The organism is Corynebacterium pelargi (assembly GCF_014635485.1).
Lineage (GTDB): Bacteria > Actinomycetota > Actinomycetes > Mycobacteriales > Mycobacteriaceae > Corynebacterium > Corynebacterium pelargi.
The window spans coordinates 241,634-258,938 of sequence record NZ_BMCX01000001.1 but is presented as its reverse complement, the minus strand read 5'-3'; the positions used below and the strand labels follow the sequence as shown (position 1 = coordinate 258,938).

18 protein-coding genes are annotated in these 17,305 nt (G+C 57.6%); 9 read left to right on the top strand and 9 right to left on the bottom strand.

The features are described from left to right. Window positions 1-7: 7 nt before the first annotated feature. Window positions 8-577 carry a DUF3099 domain-containing protein gene (locus IEU99_RS01190; protein ID WP_128889711.1) on the bottom strand — a complete coding sequence of 190 codons (570 nt, stop codon included), beginning with the start codon at window positions 575-577 and terminating at the stop codon, window positions 8-10. A gap of 58 nt (window positions 578-635) precedes the next feature. Here IEU99_RS01190 and IEU99_RS01185 point away from each other — a divergent pair, with 58 nt between their 5' ends. The 3 genes from IEU99_RS01185 (at window position 636) to IEU99_RS01175 (ending at window position 3,070) form a co-directional block, all read left to right on the top strand. Further along, on the top strand, window positions 636-875 hold the full coding sequence (locus IEU99_RS01185; RefSeq protein WP_123960089.1) for a DUF3039 domain-containing protein: 240 nt from the start codon (window positions 636-638) through the stop codon (window positions 873-875). Next, window positions 872-2,563, top strand: coding sequence for a DEAD/DEAH box helicase (locus IEU99_RS01180; RefSeq protein WP_128889712.1), 1,692 nt, complete (start codon window positions 872-874; stop codon window positions 2,561-2,563). Before IEU99_RS01185 ends, IEU99_RS01180 begins: the two co-directional genes overlap by 4 nt. Before the next feature lie 123 nt (window positions 2,564-2,686). Then, window positions 2,687-3,070: a DUF4190 domain-containing protein gene (locus tag IEU99_RS01175; protein WP_128889713.1), complete on the top strand. Its 384-nt coding sequence runs from the start codon at window positions 2,687-2,689 to the stop codon at window positions 3,068-3,070. Between the two features lie 77 nt (window positions 3,071-3,147). On the opposite strand, the gene IEU99_RS01170 is transcribed toward IEU99_RS01175, so the two are convergent. Together IEU99_RS01170 and ppgK are read right to left on the bottom strand one after the other, a co-directional pair. Continuing rightward, window positions 3,148-4,863: an RNA polymerase sigma factor gene (locus IEU99_RS01170; RefSeq protein WP_371869458.1), complete on the bottom strand. Its 1,716-nt coding sequence runs from the start codon at window positions 4,861-4,863 to the stop codon at window positions 3,148-3,150. A gap of 312 nt (window positions 4,864-5,175) precedes the next feature. After that, window positions 5,176-5,931 (bottom strand): polyphosphate--glucose phosphotransferase, encoded by a 756-nt coding sequence (gene ppgK / locus IEU99_RS01165; protein ID WP_128889714.1) that lies wholly within the window; start codon window positions 5,929-5,931, stop codon window positions 5,176-5,178. 371 nt (window positions 5,932-6,302) lie between these two features. Here ppgK and IEU99_RS01160 point away from each other — a divergent pair, with 371 nt between their 5' ends. Further along, window positions 6,303-6,596 carry a DUF4193 domain-containing protein gene (locus tag IEU99_RS01160; protein ID WP_128889715.1) on the top strand — a complete coding sequence of 98 codons (294 nt, stop codon included), beginning with the start codon at window positions 6,303-6,305 and terminating at the stop codon, window positions 6,594-6,596. 69 nt (window positions 6,597-6,665) lie between these two features. Here the strand turns inward: IEU99_RS01160 and IEU99_RS01155 are convergent, their stop codons facing one another. Further along, window positions 6,666-7,187: a DUF3093 domain-containing protein gene (locus IEU99_RS01155; RefSeq protein ID WP_128889716.1), complete on the bottom strand. Its 522-nt coding sequence runs from the start codon at window positions 7,185-7,187 to the stop codon at window positions 6,666-6,668. A gap of 56 nt (window positions 7,188-7,243) precedes the next feature. Between IEU99_RS01155 and dut the strand changes: the two genes are divergently transcribed. From dut to dxs, 4 genes are all read left to right on the top strand, one after another. Continuing rightward, window positions 7,244-7,690 carry a dUTP diphosphatase gene (dut, locus tag IEU99_RS01150; protein WP_128889717.1) on the top strand — a complete coding sequence of 149 codons (447 nt, stop codon included), beginning with the start codon at window positions 7,244-7,246 and terminating at the stop codon, window positions 7,688-7,690. A gap of 97 nt (window positions 7,691-7,787) precedes the next feature. Continuing rightward, window positions 7,788-8,564: a DUF3710 domain-containing protein gene (locus tag IEU99_RS01145; RefSeq protein WP_128889718.1), complete on the top strand. Its 777-nt coding sequence runs from the start codon at window positions 7,788-7,790 to the stop codon at window positions 8,562-8,564. Beyond that, entirely contained in the window at window positions 8,564-9,838 is a 1,275-nt protein-coding gene (locus tag IEU99_RS01140) for a class I SAM-dependent RNA methyltransferase (RefSeq protein ID WP_128889719.1), read from the top strand. The genes IEU99_RS01145 and IEU99_RS01140 overlap by 1 nt, the downstream gene beginning before the upstream one ends. A 127-nt stretch (window positions 9,839-9,965) precedes the next feature. After that, on the top strand, window positions 9,966-11,864 hold the full coding sequence (gene dxs, locus IEU99_RS01135; RefSeq protein ID WP_128889720.1) for a 1-deoxy-D-xylulose-5-phosphate synthase: 1,899 nt from the start codon (window positions 9,966-9,968) through the stop codon (window positions 11,862-11,864). Between the two features lie 3 nt (window positions 11,865-11,867). Here dxs and IEU99_RS01130 read toward each other — a convergent pair whose 3' ends face one another. Then, on the bottom strand, window positions 11,868-13,043 hold the full coding sequence (locus tag IEU99_RS01130) for an HRDC domain-containing protein (protein ID WP_128889721.1): 1,176 nt from the start codon (window positions 13,041-13,043) through the stop codon (window positions 11,868-11,870). A gap of 15 nt (window positions 13,044-13,058) precedes the next feature. Next, entirely contained in the window at window positions 13,059-13,646 is a 588-nt protein-coding gene (locus tag IEU99_RS01125; protein WP_128889722.1) for a DUF3000 domain-containing protein, read from the bottom strand. Window positions 13,647-13,891: 245 nt separating this feature from the next. Here IEU99_RS01125 and hemQ point away from each other — a divergent pair, with 245 nt between their 5' ends. Then, window positions 13,892-14,596 (top strand): hydrogen peroxide-dependent heme synthase, encoded by a 705-nt coding sequence (gene hemQ, locus IEU99_RS01120; protein WP_128889723.1) that lies wholly within the window; start codon window positions 13,892-13,894, stop codon window positions 14,594-14,596. 61 nt (window positions 14,597-14,657) lie between these two features. Here the strand turns inward: hemQ and msrB are convergent, their stop codons facing one another. From msrB to IEU99_RS01105, 3 genes are all read right to left on the bottom strand, one after another. Next, window positions 14,658-15,068 (bottom strand): peptide-methionine (R)-S-oxide reductase MsrB, encoded by a 411-nt coding sequence (msrB, locus tag IEU99_RS01115; RefSeq protein WP_128889724.1) that lies wholly within the window; start codon window positions 15,066-15,068, stop codon window positions 14,658-14,660. A 79-nt stretch (window positions 15,069-15,147) separates the two neighbouring features. Then, window positions 15,148-16,428, bottom strand: a complete 1,281-nt coding sequence (locus IEU99_RS01110) for a glycosyltransferase family 87 protein (protein WP_128889725.1) — start codon at window positions 16,426-16,428, stop codon at window positions 15,148-15,150. Window positions 16,429-16,524: 96 nt separating this feature from the next. Beyond that, entirely contained in the window at window positions 16,525-17,241 is a 717-nt protein-coding gene (locus IEU99_RS01105) for a dihydrofolate reductase family protein (RefSeq protein WP_128889726.1), read from the bottom strand. Between the last annotated feature and the right edge of the window lie 64 nt (window positions 17,242-17,305).

Sequence of the window (17,305 nt, the reverse complement as noted above, 5' to 3'; positions counted from 1 at the left end):
ATTTCTCCTATCGATCGGGGGAATCGCCGTGTCGTTCTGAAGCGCTAGGCCCGGGTGCTTCGGGTGCTTCGGGTGCTTCTTGGTGGTCGACCACCTGAGCATTCGGTGGCTCATTGGAGCTACTGCCAGCAGTGTTGCCTTGGCCTAAGGCGCGTTCTTGGCGGTGCTGTTCTAGTACAAATGCTTGGTATTCACGCGCGACCGCCGGCTTGTACACCGCCGGTGTACGAGAATCCCTGCGTTCGCCCACACCATTGGCAATCACCACAGCAATCCACGGCAGGGGGATGGAGATGGCAAAGAGTACGGCGGATAACGCGATGGAATGCCACCACACATAGGTCACGCCCGAGGCGAGCAGGAAAGGAATACGTAGACCCTGGAGCCACGCGTAGACCTTTTCTCTATGCAGGCGGTTTTCTTCTGGGCTCTGGTGGGCGTCGGTAACAAGCTCGGCTCTGTGCCCTTTAAGCCGGAGCACCGCACGCCTTGCGTGTGACACACGAATTTCGGCGGCCTGTGTTTCATGCACACTGCCGTCGCAAGCATCGTGTTCCTGCTGGCTTCTGCCGTCCATGGTGTCTAATGCTAGTCCGCGTAGCCAAAGGGGGGTCGATTGGTGCAAGATAGATCGAGTGAGTACGAGCACCCAAACCATCGAACGGCCAGAAATTCGGGAAGATCTGGGCAACGATCAAGACGTGCCCAAGTTCTTCCACTACGTGAAAAAAGACCAGATCGTAGATTCGGCGGTCTCAGGAAAAATGGTGGTAGCACTGTGCGGAGAGACGTTCCCGGTAACAAAACAAGCCAAACCGGGCTCGCCTGTGTGCCCTGATTGCGAGCGGGTGTACCGAGGCTTGCGAAAGAAATGAGTTCTGATCTCCGCTTATGGCAGCAGCAGGCGCTGCGAAAATATCTGGAACGTTCACCTCAAGACTTTCTCGCTGTCGCTACCCCCGGTGCCGGTAAAACGACCTTTGCACTTCGGGTAGCCACGGAGCTGAAAACCAAGCGCATTGTCGATCGCGTCATTGTGGTTGTGCCTACCGAGCACCTCAAGGTGCAGTGGTCTGCCGCAGCCGCCCGCGTGGGTCTTTCGCTGGACCCGAAATTCAAAAACACCGACGCACTCAATCCGCAGTACGACGGTGCGGTGGTTACCTATGCCCAAGTGGCGATGCACCCCTTTAAGCATCATGCATTGGCGACAGCCAAACGCACCTTGGTCATCATGGACGAGATCCACCACGGTGGCGATGCGAAGAGTTGGGGCGATGGTATCCGCGAGGCGTATTCCGACGCGGAGCGTCGACTAGCGCTTACCGGTACGCCCTTCCGCTCCGATGATTCGGCAATTCCTTTCGTGCGCTACGAGGAAACAGCCGAGGGTTACCTGGTATCTCAGGCGGATCACACCTATGGCTATTCCAATGCGCTTGCCGACGGCGTGGTGCGGCCTGTGGTCTTTCTTGCTTACTCCGGCGAGGCCCGCTGGCGCACCAGCGCCGGGGAGGAGTACGCCGCAAGGCTGGGCGAAATCATGAGCCCGGAGCAAACCGCACGTGCTTGGAAGACCGCGCTGGATCCTAAAGGCGAGTGGATTCCGGCTGTACTTCAGGCCGCGCATACGCGACTGATGCAGCTTCGAGCCACCATTCCCGACGCCGGGGGACTGGTGATCGCCACCGACACCACCACCGCGCGTGCATATGCGAAGATTTTAGAAAAACTTTCTTCTACGCCGGTGGCCGTCATCCTTTCCGACGAAGCGGGATCTTCAGAGCGAATCAAGCAATTCGACGCTTCCACCGACGAGTGGATGGTTGCTGTTCGCATGGTGTCTGAAGGCGTGGACGTGCCAAGACTTGCCGTTGGCGTGTATGCCACGAGTGCCTCAACTCCGTTGTTTTTTGCCCAAGCCATCGGACGTTTCGTGCGTTCTCGTGCGAAGGGCGAAACTGCGTCAGTGTTCCTGCCTTCCGTGCCGGTGCTCCTCGAATTGGCCTCGAAGCTGGAAACCTCACGCGATCACGTGCTGGGTAAACCAGATCGCCCGAAAGAGGGCTGGGATGATGACCTGCTCGCCGCAGCAAACAAGAAGGAAAGCGAAAAGGATCTTCAAGAGCGCAGCTATGAGTCCATCGGCGCTGAAGCGGAGCTGGATTCTTTAATTTACGACGGTTCCTCCTACGGCACCGGCACCTTGGCTGGTAGCGATGAAGAAGCCGACTACCTTGGTTTGCCGGGACTCTTAGATGCAGAGCAAATGCGCGCATTGCTAAGGAAGCGTCAGGCCGAGCAACTTGATCGCCGAGACGCTCAGGCGCAGGCGGCCACACCTGTTCGAGAGCAAAAAGAGGAAGCCGCCTCGGTCGCAAGCCAGGAGATTCCCAAGCTGCGGAAGGAACTCAATACCTTGGTCGCGCTTGCGGCTTCGAGAACTGGAAGGCCCCACGGCGCAATCCACACCGAGGTTCGCGCGCAGTGTGGAGGCCCCCCCACGGCTCTTTGTTCCGCAGAACAACTGCAAAAGCGCATCGATTACCTACGCCGGTGGTAGCCGCCATCCTTCTTCAGATGTGATTCATAACGATTGGGGGATGGCCAAGCTTGGCTGGGGCGCTTAAGCTAGATTGGTACTCGTCCCTCAATCCTTCATGAATCTTCATCAAGAAAGGCCCATATGACTCAGCCTGGTTACCCTGCTCAGTACCCGGACAACAACGAACCCCTGCAACAGAATCAAGGCAGCAACACCATTGCCGCTTGGGCACTCGGCGTTGCCGTTGTTTCTTTGATCTCGATTCTGCTCATCGGTTCCTTTGCCCTGATCCCCGGGTTGATTGCCGTGGTGCTTGGCATCGTGGCGCTGGTGAAGGCGAAGAAGTATGCAGAGCCGAAAGCCAAGCGTAAAGGATTCGCTATTGGCGCCATCGTCATCGGCACCCTCGTGAGCATCTTCGGTGTCATCACCTTGGTGTTCCTGGCAAATATTTTCGGTGAGTGCGCAGGCTACGACACTCCAGAAGAAGTCCAGCGCTGTATCGAGGAGAAGGCAGGGGTATAACTCCTTCTTAAGTTCCGCAACACAAAGCGCCGGTTTCCACAGAAAGGAAACCGGCGCTTTGTCATGCAGCAAGCGAATTAGTCGAGGTAATCGCGAAGCACCTGCGAACGCGAGGGGTGGCGCAGCTTCGACATCGTCTTGGATTCGATTTGGCGGATGCGCTCCCTAGTCACGCCATAGACCTGGCCGATTTCGTCCAAGGTGCGCGGCATGCCGTCGGTAAGCCCAAAGCGAAGCTTCACTACTCCAGCTTCACGCTCGGTGAGGGTGTGCAGCACATCTTGGAGTTGGTCTTGCAGCAACGTAAAGGAAACGGCATCGACCGCGATAACAGCCTCGGAATCCTCAATGAAATCGCCAAGCTGGCTATCGCCCTCATCGCCGATGGTCTGATCCAAAGAAATCGGCTCGCGAGCATACTGCTGGATCTCGAGCACCTTCTCCTCGGAAATATCCATCTCCTTGGCGAGCTCCTGCGGGGTAGGTTCGCGACCCAGATCCTGCAGCAGTTCACGCTGGATACGGCCAAGCTTGTTGATGACCTCCACCATGTGCACCGGAATGCGGATGGTACGAGCCTGGTCAGCCATGGCGCGGGTAATGGCCTGGCGGATCCACCAGGTGGCATAGGTAGAGAACTTATAGCCCTTGGTGTAATCGAACTTTTCAACAGCGCGAATCAGACCCAGGTTGCCTTCCTGAATCAAATCAAGAAACGCCATGCCACGGCCGGTGTAGCGCTTTGCCAAGGACACCACGAGGCGCAGGTTGGCCTCAAGCAGGTGATTTTTCGCCTTGCGGCCATCGCGAGCAATAGCGCGTAGATCACGCTTTACGGCAGGCGTGAGTTTTGCGTTCTTGTCGCCATTATTAAACGCCTCTTCCATCTGCTCCATGCGGTAGGTGGCGTAGAGGCCGGCCTCGATGCGCTTTGCCAAAGACACCTCTTGTTCGGCGTTGAGCAGCGCAACTTTGCCGATCTGCTTGAGGTAGGCGCGAACCGAGTCGGCAGATGCCGAAAGCTCCGCGTCCTTACGGGCCTGGCGCAAAGCAGCAGACTCGTCTTCATCCCACACCGAGGAACCATCGTCTTCTTCTTCCTCGGAAGAGTCCTCGTCATCGTCGTCTTCGAGGTCATCTTCATTGATGTCCTCATCGAGGTCGTCATCGGCGCCCGGCAGGTCGTCCTCGTCGATAGCCTCGGAGTCGAGCACGTCTTCATCGTCTTGAAGTTCGAGATCCTCTTCAGGCTTTGAGGCCTTGGCGCTGGCTTTCTTTGCCGTCTTCTTCGTGGTCTTCTTGGCTGTTTTCTTCGCGGTCTTTTTCGCAGCCTTCTTCGTGGTCTTCTTGGTGCTCTTCTTCGTAGCCTTCTTTGGAGCTGCCTTCTCGGCTACGTCCTCATCATCGGCCTGAGCCGCGGCGGAATCAGTTTGGGCAGCGGTGATCTCATCAGCCTTCTTTACCACCTTGCGGGTGGTCTTCGCGGCCTTCTTGCTTACCTTCTTTGCGGTCTTTTTAGCCGTCTTTTTCGCAGGCTTGGCTGTAGCTTTGGCCTCGCTCACCTCGGCGCTAGCCGATTGCTCTGCCTGATCGCCAGACTTCGTGGACTCCGCATCCTTCGCCACAGCAGAGGTGGCGCTGGGGCTTACTTTGCGCGCTACTTTGCGTGCGCTTTTCTTGGCCACAGTCTTTTTCACGGTCTTTTTCGGAGCCTCATTACCAGTCTCGGCAACGGAGGCCTCGCTTTGAGTGCGTGCCGTTGCGGAAGAATCTGAATGCTCAGTGGCTGCCACGTACGCCCTTTCGGTTGCTGTTCTCACTCATGTACGCCCGGCTAGCCTCATTGGAAGACATTGGCTCGTGCTGCTGACTTCCGCTAAAACTTGCAACGCGCGCGAAAAGCGCGCGAGAAGCTGCCGTGCGATGGACAAAGCGCCATTATAAAGCAAAACGCCCACGCGTGTTGCGATGGGCGCTGCAATCAAGTATCAGATCCGCCGAGATTTCGTTTTCATTGTTGTCGCTATCGCTATGCAAATGCAAGAGCCGGGCGAGAAAAATTCTGAGCAACAATCAAAAAGAGCACGCGGCCAAGATCATGAGGCTTAGGGGCGAAGTTGCTGCTGGGCAGCCATTGCGGCACCGACGATGCCTGCGCGGTTGCGCAGTTCAGCAGGTACCACAGGGGTTTCGATGTTCAATTTCGGAACCCACTTATCAGCCTTCCTGGAAATGCCGCCGCCGACGATAAACAGCGAAGGCCAGAAAAGACGCTCATACTCTCGCAACACCTTGGTCACGCGCTTGGCCCACTTGCCGTAGGAAAGCTCTTCGCGGTCTTTGGCTGCCGAGGAGGCGATATGCTCTGCCTCTTGGCCATCGACGATGAGGTGACCCAACTCGGTGTTGGGGCACAGGGTGCCGTCGATAAGGTAGGCGGATCCAATGCCGGTGCCTAGGGTGAGCAGAATCACCGCACCTTCCCGGGCCTTGGGGTTGCCGTATTGAGCCTCGGCAAGGCCTGCAGCGTCGGCATCGTTGAGCACCGAAACCTCGCGATCCGAGCCCAAGTGTTGCGCAAATAGCGCTTGGAGATCAGTGCCGATCCAAGCGTCGTCGATATTGGCGGCACTGAGGGCGCGCTGATCGCGAACCACACTCGGCAGCGTGATTCCCACGGGGCCATCCCACTCAGCGGTGTGAAGAATCTCTTTGATCGTCTCAGCTACTGCGTCCGGGGTTGCAGGCTGGGGAGTCAGAATCTTGATGCGTTCGCCGATGAACTCCCCGCTGTCAAGGTCTACCCGGGCACCTTTGATGCCGGAGCCGCCAACGTCGATACCAAAGCCAATGTTCGTCATGGTTTTGCAGTCTACAAAGCATCGCGCGTGGCTCGCAGCTCATGTGGTGGATCTGGCGAAAACCATTGGTGAAGCAATCGCAGCAACAGAAGTCTCACGTGACCGGAAAACAAAGTGTAAAGCGACATGGTGGGGGTGTCATTGCGCCCCCAAGGGGCGAGCGAAGCCGAGAATCTAGAAGATCTCAATTGACCTCGTGTACTGCAGAAATGGCCAGTGGTGGGGGAGGGGCAAATCACCCCCGTTGGCGACACGCCCGAAGGGGAAGTGACAACAGTGCAGTGATGGCTTAATATGCGCCACGTTAAGCGAAAGCACGTGGTGGCATTCTTTGGAAGATTGCGCATCACCACTTGGAGAAAGCGAGCTGCATGGCTAAGGACTACGACGCCCCCCGCGCGGGCGTGGAAGATGAGCTGGAGACCGACTCCCTCGAGGGCCTGAAAAATGCCGAGGCCTCCCTCGATGACATGGACGATGATGGTGAAATCGTCGAGTCTTTTGATCTGCCTACCTTAGATCTCAGCGGCGAAGAACTTTCCGGTCCTGTGGTGCCACGACGTCAAGACGAGTTCACCTGCTCGAGCTGCTTTATCGTGCAGCGCAAAAACCGCATCGATCACGTCGAAGATGACGGTTCTGTAATCTGCCAAGACTGCGCCTAAGCGCCCTCGATACCAACGCAAAGGCGGCTTCCCTTAATCAACAGTGGGAAGCCGCCTTTGTTCGTATTGCTATTGCGATCGTTGAGAAGCGCGAAGCGCTGCTTCTGCTTGATCAGGTACGAATGCTTGCACCAATCGAGCCGGATCCTTAGAAGAGACCAGCCAATAGGGAGTTGGATCATCGGGATCGTCGAGCACGAACATGGCCATTTCCTTGATCCAATCATGCGAGATCATAAAGGCTGCAGGATCAAGCTGGCGCCCCATCGCGTTGCGCTTAGCACTTTCGGGAACCACCAGTGATTTCGACACCACCGTATGGGGCAAATTGACCTCGCCAGAACTCAGCCACCGCGTGCCGTCGGGGTCTTGTTCAATACGAATGCGCGTGGAAGAAAGGCTGAGGAGAATCCAAAGCGCCAGCGCGCTGAGCACTACAGCGGGGGCGTAGAGCCAGATCGCAGAGCGGTTCATGGCAAACATCCTGGTTATGAGCGCCACCACGCCGGCTGCCACGATCCACCAGTACCAAGGCACCCAATGGCGCTCTTCATATAACACCGATGCAGAACTATTTTGCTTCGAACTCACAGGCTCATACCTTACCTTCTACGAACATCGGCGGGCAGCTCCGCTAGGGTAGCGGTATGCATGACACCGAATTCACTATCCCGCTCAAGCGCCTGGATCCTGAGCTGCCCATGCCAAAACGTGCCCACCGTGGCGATGCTGGGGTAGATCTCTACGCGTCCGAGGATTGCACCCTCGAACCCGGCCAGCGTGAACTGGTAGGCACCGGGATTGCCATTGCATTGCCGCTGGGTACGGTGGGGCTTATTCACCCGCGTTCGGGTTTGGCCTTGCGCCACGGGCTGAGCATCGTGAATACCCCTGGCACCGTTGATGCCGATTATCGTGGCGAAATTAAAGTGTGTCTGATTAACCTCGACCAGCAAACCCCCATTGAAATCAAACGCGGTGATCGCATCGCGCAATTGGTGGTGCAACAGGTCGCTCTTCCCGACTTCGAAGAGGTAGAAGATCTCGACCGCACCACCAGAGGTGAAGGCGGATATGGCTCGACAGGCGTCTAGGCCGTATCAACCAGCAATCTCACTATCAGCGGTGGAGCGAACACGCATCAACGCAACATTGCACCAACATCTCCAAGCATCGGAAAGGTAGACCATCATGGCACTGTGGCCATTTGGCAAGAAAGACGATAAAGACAACAACGAAGAGGTTGTCGAGACTGGCTACGAATTCAACGAGGCAGAACAAGAAGCCCCGGAAGAAGAACGTAGTAGTGCAGTAGATATTGAAAGCGTTGAGGGCGTCGATGTAAACGACGAACCCTATCAGGGCACCCTGGGTGCTGAGGGGCCATATGACGCCCAGGAGCACGATTATCAGACCTTCGATTTCAGCGACTTTTCTCACGCAGCCCTGAACCTGGGCTCAATGATTATTACCCTGCCTCACGATTCCCAGGTGCAGGTAGAAATGGGCGAACGCGGCCCGAAGATGCTGCATATTCTTACCGAGCACGGTCGCTTTACCCCCGTCGCTTTTGCGGCTCCGGTATCCGGAGGCCAATGGCGCAAGCTGGCCAAAGACACCGCTGAAAGCATGCGTTCCGACGGCCTTCGCGTTGTCACCGAATACGGTCCCTTTGGCCGTGAAGTGGTGGGGCGCCTCGATGCTGAACAATCAAATATCGTTCGAGTCATTGGCGTAGACGGGCCACGATGGATGCTGCGTTTTACCATCGCATCCCCTGAAGCATCGGCTGATCAAGCCGCTGAGCTCGCACGCGAAGTTATTGCCCGTAGCTTTGTCAATCGTGGCGATACCCCAATTTTGGCGGGCGAATCGCTGCCCGTAGCGCTGCCGGCACCGCTTGCAGAACAAGTTCAGCAGGAGATGCAGCGTCGCCAACAGCAGCAGCAGCAGGAGCAACAGCAGTAGTGACTCATAGCCTGGCCAAGGGCCAATCCTTAGAGCTCGAAATCACCGATATGGCCTACGGCGGGGAGGGCATCGCCCACCTCGATGGCCGCGTGGTGTTTGTTCGTGGTGCTTTACCCGGAGATCATGTGCGCGCAGAATGCACGCAGGTGAAAAAGCGTTTTGCCAAAGCCAGCGTGGTAGAGGTGATCCAGCCTTCCCCGATGCGCACCGCACCGCGATGCGACGCAGCGGCTGCCGGTGCTGGATGCTGTGATTTTGCCGCTGTGGATCCAGCCAAAGAAGCAGAGCTCAAACGCGACGTGGTGCTCAACCAACTATCCGCCTTGGCCGGAATAAGGCTCGCGCCCGAACACGTGTCAGTGGTGGACTTCGAGCAACCCACCGGTTGGCGCACCCGCATGCGCCTTGGCAGCGATGCAGAAGGCAAGATCGGTATGCGCCGAGCGCGTTCGAGTGAGATCGTGCCAGATCAGCTTTGTGCACAAGCCGTGCCGGAGCTGCAAGAAGCACTTGCCGCCATCGGCACCGTCACCCCTGGTGCTGAAGTTGTTGCTGCGCGCGATGGCGACGGCGCCATCAGCGTGGTTGAAATCCGAAAAGCTGCTCGCGGACGCCGGCGCGAAACCATTGAGCGAACCATCCAGGGTTCGCACCTGGTGCGTGAACACATCGGCGATGCCACCTTCACCGTGCCTAGCACGGCGTTTTGGCAGGCGCATGAACAAGCAGTGCCCTGCTATAGCGAGATCATCACCACCATGTTGCAAGAAGGCCAACAAGCGCAGGAAGCAGAAAAGCAACCGGCGTGCGCCTGGGATTTATATGGTGGCGTCGGGGCCTTTGCTCCTGCGATTGCTCAGGCATTACCCGAGGCAAGGATTCATAGCGTGGAAGCATCTCGCGCGGCGGCTGCAGCGGGTAAAAAGGCTTTTGGCAAGAGCAGCCTTGCCGGAAAGGTGGAGTTTCACACCGGCGATGTGGCCAAGCTGTTGACGCAGTTACCGAGGCCAGCAGCAGTAGTACTCGATCCTCCCCGCACAGGAGCAGGCCAGAGCGTGATTGCAGATATTGCCAACGCGCAACCATCCACGGTGGTGCATATCGGCTGCGATGCAGCGACCTTTGCTCGCGATCTGGGCTATTGGCAATCCCAGGGATATGGCTTGGACAGGCTTGTTGTGGTTGATGCCTTCCCGGGCACCCACCACTGCGAGTGCGTTGCCTTGATCACTCCGACTGAATCTGCTGCCAGCGAGCAGGGAGATTCTTAGCCAGGTGTGCAAGCCTAGTAAGATGAAACAAAGTCTTCGCGTCCAAGGCGACCAGCCGCGGAGTTCGACCATGTGAAGGCGATAACCTCGCCGACGACGCCACGTAGAAAGGGTGCCTTTTTCGCCCATGAGTGTTCTTGAACGCATCTCCACCCCCGACGACGTGCGCGGCCTGAGCCAGGATGATCTGCTCACACTCGCGCAGGAAATCCGGGATTTTCTGGTGGAAAAGGTATCAGCCACCGGCGGACACCTGGGGCCGAATCTGGGCGTTGTCGAACTGACACTTGGGCTGCACCGAGTCTTTGACTCACCACGCGACCCCATCATCTTTGATACTTCCCACCAGTCCTACGTGCACAAAATCCTCACCGGGCGCCGGGAGGGCTTTGATCAACTGCGTCAAAAAGATGGTTTATCCGGCTACACCAGCAGGGATGAGTCGGAGCACGACTGGACCGAATCCTCCCACGCTTCGGCGGCACTGTCCTATGCGGACGGCCTGGCCAAGGCTTTCGAGCTTCGGGGCCAAGCAGACCGCAAGGTGGTCGCCGTGGTGGGCGATGGTGCCCTCACCGGCGGCATGTGCTGGGAGGCACTGAACAACATCGCCGGTGGTAACACCCGCAATGTGGTGGTGGTCGTCAACGACAATGGGCGAAGCTATTCACCGACGATCGGCGGTCTAGCAGCCAACCTGGCCGAGCTTCGCACCATGCCGTTTTATGACAAGGTCATGGAACAAGGCAAGTCCACCCTTAAGTCCATGGGCTGGTTTGGCGAGCGCACCTTCGAGGCTTTGCATGCCTTTAAAGAGGGCCTGAAATCCACCGTCTTGCCCACGCAGATGTTCCCGGAGCTGGGCATCAAATACATCGGCCCGGTCAATGGCCACAGCTTGGAAGAAGTGGAAAATGCGCTGAGCTACGCCCGTGAGTACCAAGGGCCGATCATCGTGCACATGGTCACCGAAAAAGGACGCGGTTATGCCCCGGCCGAAAACGATGTGGCCGAGTTGATGCACTCCACCGGGGTGATTAACCCGAAAACTGGTGAGCCGGTGGGCACCAAGAGCCCTGGTTGGACCTCAGTGTTTAGCAAGGCGCTTGTGGCTGCTGGGCAACGTCGTGAAGACATCGTTGCCATTACCGCAGCTATGGCAGGGCCTACCGGACTTTCCGCCTTTGGGGAGCGTTTCCCGCAACGCTTCTTCGATGTCGGTATCGCCGAACAACACGCTTTAACTTCTGCTGCTGGTTTGGCACTCGGCGGAATGCACCCGGTTGTGGCTATCTACTCCACCTTCCTAAACCGCGCGTTTGACCAGCTCCTGATGGATGTGGGGCTTCTGCACCAGCCGGTTACTATCGTGCTCGACCGTGCTGGCGCGACTGGTTCCGATGGCGCAAGCCATAACGGTGTTTGGGACTTTTCGGTTACCAGCGTGGTTCCTGGTATCCACGTTGCAGCTCCGCGTGATGGCGAGGAGCTCAAGGAGCTTTTCGACGCCTCACTCGATATCGAAGGTCCAAGCGTCGTTCGCTTTCCCAAGGGCAACCTCCCTGAACCAATTCCTGCGGTGCAGCGCCTCGAAGACGGTGTGGACGTGCTGAGCTACCTCGATGCGAACGAGGATGACGACACGCCAAGCCTGCTCATGGTTGCCGTCGGTGCGATGGCCACACCAACGCTTCAGGCAGCAGACAGGCTGAAAGAAGCCGGATTAAATGTCACCGTGGTAGACCCCCGCTGGGTGGTTCCGGTGGCACCGAGCCTCATTGCTTTAGCCGACGATCATGACCTCGTGGTCACCGTGGAAGATGGTGTGATCAACGGCGGCATTGGATCCTTAATTGGCGCTGCCTTGCACGCCGCGGAAGTTGATACGCCGATCCGCAATATTGCGTTTCCTGAGATCTTCCCGCTGCATCAAAGCCGTGACGAGCTGCTCAAGGAAGTGGGCTTAGATGCAGACGGCATCTTTGAACAGTCTTGGCAGTGGGCCGAGCACCTTTTTGAGCAATAACTCTTAGCTCAGACCGGCGGCACGGAACACCGGCTGAGCCTGCTCAATCTGCCAAGGGCGTAACAGCGTTTGTTCAATGGCCTGATCAAGGCTGAGCCCCTCATGCAAACACGACCAGCACACTCCACGAAGCGTTCGACGAGACATGAGGGCGTCGCTTTCGACGTTGATCTCAGCTTGTACTTCTTCGAGGGCTTCTTCGGCAGCAAGCAACTGCTCGAAGCTTTCGGGGTGGCGCTTTTTCCAAGCACTGGTGCTTATAGTGCCACGGCGTTTGGGTCGTTTTGGCCACGGTGTGGCCGCGATGCCTGCATTGGCCACGTTGAGCCACTCACCTGCATGGTTGCGAAGATCCCTTGGGAAGGCATCCAGGCGCATCAGTTGGGATACTGAACGAGGCTTGTGCTTGGCGATTGCCACCATGGCCTTATCGGGAAGCAGCCGGTGTGGGGCTACGTCCATGGCCATGGCTAAGGCATCGCGATGCAACCAGAGCGCTCGCACCACCGCGAGTTCCTGCGGCTTAGTAACACTATTGGCGGCCTTTGAATCCTCCCAGCGGGCAGGGGAGAGCGGGTGTGCCTTGTGCTGGATAAACTCAAATTCCTCTCGCGCCCATTCGCTTTTCCCGGCGGCATCGAGGCGCTGCTGGCAGGCTTGTGCCAGCTCAAGGAGTACCTCGACATCCAATGCGGCGTAGTTACGCCACGCCTTGGGTAAGGGACGACGAGACCAGTCTTCGCCTCCATGCGTTTTGTGCATGGTGTAGCCAATGAGCGTGGCGCTTAACTCTGGCAGACGATACGGGGTGATATTGAGCAGTTTCGCGGCAATGGCGGTGTCAAATAAGCCGGCAGGGTACAGCCCTAAGGCATAGAGGCTAGGGAGGTCAGTGGCTGCGTCGTGAAGCACCCACGTTGCCTGCGATAGCACTGCTTCAAGCGCTGGGCCGACGACCTCTCGGTGGGGTTCGGGGTCGATGAGCATCGTGCCGGAGCCTGCGCGGCGAAGTTGGAGTAAGAAGGCTCGGTCGTTATAGCGGATACCACCGGCGCGTTCGGTATCTACCGCGATGGCACCGCTTCCTTTGGCGAGTCTGCGTTCTGCTTGGCGCAGTTGGCTGGGGGTAGCCAGGAGCGCTGGTATCCCTTCGCGTGGTGTGGTCAGCGTCGTGACCATGACGCCACCCGCTTTCTACGACTGCTTCGGTAACGCAGCAACACCCTCGGGTGGCATACCGGCAAAGAGCGCGAGCACACGAGAAAACGCAACGACATGGGGGCTTAAGTCTTCAGAGGTTGCCGTCCAAGAGGCACGCATTTCTAGCTGGAACGCACGGCTTGGGCCACCGATATCACCGAAGCGTTCCGAGGCAGTAGAGGTAACGGTGCCGCCGAGGTTGCGGAACTCCGCATTGCCTTCTTCAAGGCCTTCATTGAGCCATTGCCACGCCACATTGGGCAGAAGGGGATCGCCGGCGAGCGTGTCGTCCATATCGGCCTGGATATACGCCACCATCCGCATATCGCCTGCCCAGGCGTCATCGGACTTCGGATCGTGCAGCACAATGAGGCGACCGAAGGCGTCACCTGATTGCGTGTCGTTTTCGTCTCGTATGACTTCAAGGCCAATGGCATGGCTAAAAGGCGCCAGGCGTTGAGGCGGGCGCACGGTGCTCAGCGTAATTTCAGGCCGAAGCTTCGCCATGTGCATAGATTCCACTGCGCGGGCGAATGCCTCCGGCTGGGCATCGTTGCTCGTCGTCGCTTGAGAGTCATTCACAGGGACAAAGGTAGGCGTTTACTCAGCACATTCCGGGGAGGCGCGCCGAAGCAACACCAAGCAGGTTGAGTGCCAAGACGAACGCGAGAGATGACTCGGCAAGCCTATTGGCAATGCCGAAACATCATCCTTATGATTGATGGCAGTGCCAACCGAAGGCCAGCGCATCGTGCTTGAAGGCCACTCGGGACACTGCCGACTTCTATGCGTCCACCCCGCAGGTGGCACACACGAAAGGATTACCAGTGGCAGAAAAACTGGATTTTGACAAGCTCAACGCTATTCAGGCCTACTCGCAGGTGGTGAGCTTCCGCGTCATTCCCGGAGCCCTTGGCAGCGAGCGCGAACAGATCATTGAGCAGGCTCGAGACTTCTTCCAGTCGCTAGCTGAGCAAGGCAAAGTCACCATCCGCGGTGTGTACGACATCACCGGTTGCCGTGCCGAGGCTGATTTCATGATCTGGTGGATCGCTGAAGAGTTCACCGACTTGCAGTACGCCTACAACACCTTCCGTCGCGACACGGTCCTTGGCCAGTGCAGTGAAGTCTTTTGGATCGGCAACTCCTTGCACCGTCCTTCGGAATTTAACAAGTCCCACCTGCCCAGCTTCATCATGGGCGAAGAGCCGGGCCGTTGGTGCGCGGTGTACCCCTTCGTTCGTTCCTACGACTGGTACGTCATGGACCCCAAGGAGCGTCGCCGCATCCTTGCAGAACACGGCATGGCAGCACGCGACTTCGCCGATGTGCGCGCCAATACGCTGCCGGCATTTGCCATGGGTGACTACGAGTGGATCCTGGCCTTTGAGGCGCCGGAGCTGCACCGCATTGTCGACCTGATGCACAAGATGCGCTACACCGATGCACGTCTGCACGTGCGCGAGGAGATTCCCTTCCTTACCGGCCGTCGCGTTGATGATGTAGCAGAACTCATTGAGGTTCTGCCCTAATACGCTCAAGAGAAAACGCCCTGCAAAAGCAACATGAAGTTGCTGGCAGGGCGTTTTTTTCTTAGCTTTCTTCGGTGGGGCTTAGGTCTAAGCAAATGGAGTTAATGCAATAGCGCAGGTCGGTGGGGGTGTCGTACCCCTCGCCTTCAAAAACGTGCCCAAGGTGCGAATGGCAATTGGCGCATAACACCTCAACCCTTCGCATGCCCAGCGAGAGATCTTCACGCTCAATCACGCGGTCTTCGGCTAGAGGGGAAAAGAATGCCGGCCAACCGCAATGGGCCTGGAACTTTTCCTGAGAGCGAAACAGCTCCGCTCCGCATGCTCGGCAGGAATAGATGCCCTCGGTGGTGGTATCGGTGTATTCGCCTCGAAACGGGGCCTCGGTGCCCGCTTGGCGGAGCACGCGATATTCTTCCGGGCTCAACTTCTCGCGCCACTGCTGCTCTGTGATACCGGTGGCATCAATCATCTTTGGCTCCTTTGCACGCGTGTGTGTCTCGGCAACACCCCAGTGGGGTGCCTGCCGGCGATGCTAGCAGTTTGGCCTTCTACGCTTCAGTGGCTTTGGGGTGCGCTGGGGCGTCGACAAGCGAAGGTTGTGCCTTAGAAGTGTGGTACGCCCAGGTCATGGCCGTTACTGAGATCACGATGATCAGCGTGCCCCAACCGTAGGTGCCGCGGAAAAGCTCGAAGAAGCGGCTCGGGTTTAACCAGTCCCAATAGCGCGAGTACCACTCGGGTGCCGATAAGCAGAGGAAGGCTCCGATCCAGGCCACAGGATTATGCATGGGACTGCGCGGCAGCAGCACCGTAAACAGCAGCGGGAACAGCATCATGGAGTAGTACATCTGCCCTAAAGAAGAAAGGAAGAATGCCGAGACGAGCAGCAGGGAACTGGTGCAGGCGATCCACAATAATGGTTCTGAGTTGCGAAGTTTGAGCAGCGCTACAAGCCCGGCGAGTGCCAACACAGCAAAGGCGAGCCACAGTGGGTAAATGATCCATGCAGGGGTATCGAAATACACACCCATGCCGCGAAGGGAAGTATTGGCATAATCGCGGACGATGCGAAGGTAGGGGATCGTGCGGGTGATGTACTCATCGGTGCCGGGCAGGAGAAGGAAGCCGGGGATATTCAAGCCGATGATCACGGCCGCCAGAGCGACGAAGGGTTGCCACCACATCAGCACCAGGGGAATGAATAGCAGGGGAGCGAACACCGGCTTGATCAGCACCATGAAGCCGAGAATGAATCCGGCTGCGATTTTGCGGTTGCCAAGCACCGCCCACAAAAAGGCGATTAGGCCAAGGAAGAGCACCCCGTTGATATTGGAGAACATCAGGGTGTTTTGTACCGATTCGGTATTAAAAGCGATCAGGATGCTAACCGGGAGCACAAAGCTTTGGCTCCTAAACCCGAAGAGCTTCACCAGCAACCACAGCCCGAGCAGGATGCAGACTGCGTTGAGCACGATGAAAAGCAGCCGCGCAGTCTCGATGTTCTCAGTCCAAGCCAGGGGCATCAGCAGCAGCGTGGCCCCAGGGTTGTAGAGATAGTGCGGAACTACAGAGGAGTAGTCTTCTGCGTAGATCGGAACCCCGTCGATGGCGCGGCGTAAGGCCTGGTAGACGGTGGAGTAATCGTCTGTGACGCCGCCATTTGCGCCCATAACGAAGACGCGATGAAGCACCACCAATACCGCAATTGGCCATAGGGCCATATTTGCTTTTGCATTATGGCGCCAAGAGGCCCGCTCTGGGCGGACAGTGCCAAAGCGATAAGGACGAAGCAGCGAGGTCTTGTGTGCCGGATCTACGCTCGTATTCACGCAGTCCAGCCTAAAGCACGAGGCTTTGGCTGCCTGGCTCACCCGCCGGGGATCGCCGACTTCTTTATTCCAGCTACGAACACATTCCCCAAAGGCCTAAGTGGCGCTATAGCGAAGAAAGAGCAATCCATCCTCAGTGCTCTGGCCGGCTTCGAGGCGCAACCTGTGATCCTTGGTGGGGCCGTTGCCGCCTAGGAAGAGCGGGTGTTGAACGGGAGTGGAAACCACGGGGGCGAGCGAGAAATAGAACTTATCAATGCAGTCTGCTTGGCTTAATTGCGTATAAAGCCAAGGGCCGCCCTCGCAACAGATTCTTTTGATCCCACAGTGGTGGAGCGTGCGAATGGCATTGGCGATCCCGCCTTGATAGCTCAGCACCTCGTGGCCTTCGGCAATAAGTCGCTCGCGTTGCTGATGCCATTGCGCGGATGCTTGCCAGGGGGATAATGCGGTGAGGGTGCCGGCCTGGGGCAGATCGAAGGTGAGGGACTGACTGAGCACTACGAGCCTTGGGTGAGGGCTTTGGCCGCGATCGCGCCTGCGTTGCTGATCTCCTGCCAAGGCTTGTGGTGCACCATAGGATTCTTTGGCCGCGGTGGAGGCTGTGACGAGCACAGCATCAGACCAACTGCGAAGTGCTGCCAGCAGAGCTGCATCGTGAGCATTGCCCAGTGCACCGGAGGTGCCGTCGATGGTGGCCGCGCCGCTGAGGCTACCGATGGCAACCATGCGCAATTCCTTGGCGCTATCTGGCCCAAGATGAGACTGCGCGAAGACTTCGGGGTTTGGATCTGCTGCCTGCAGGCTTGGCATGGGTGCACCTTTCTGGAAAATGCAAAAAGAACGCGGCGAGGGAGTATATCCTTCGCCGCGTATT